General features: G+C 70.1%; 1 pseudogene. It reads right to left on the bottom strand.

The window, feature by feature from the left end:
• Window positions 1-186: 186 nt before the first annotated feature.
• Window positions 187-318: pseudogene (locus PUR53_RS37785) on the bottom strand (ATP-binding protein); the annotation flags it as partial.

Here is a 318-nt window from a genome sequence, read left to right as displayed (position 1 = left end):
GCTCTCCCGCACCCTGAAACGCCTACGCGAAGGCATGCTCACCACCGGCTGAAGACCGTCGCCGCAAACCCGCCGATCCGCGAAACACCCACGCGGCGACTGAACTGGTGCCGCGCAGGGCTGGGCCCGATCGCGTCGGCCGACGGCTTCACCGGTGCTGCGGGAGGTCTCCCAGGCACACCACCATCAAGCTGTCCCGTGCGTAAGGGCGATGCGGGCGGTGATGCGTTTGCCGACCGGTTCCTGGCGGGCTTCGAAGCCCTGGGCGACGGCCATCACGATCTCCAGGCCGTGCTGGCCCACCCGGCCGGTGTCCGC

This window comes from Streptomyces sp. SP18BB07 (assembly GCF_036322545.1).
In the GTDB taxonomy this organism is placed as follows: domain Bacteria; phylum Actinomycetota; class Actinomycetes; order Streptomycetales; family Streptomycetaceae; genus Streptomyces; species Streptomyces deccanensis.
Note: the sequence above shows the minus strand (reverse complement) of the source record. Positions and strands in the feature narration are given on the sequence as shown.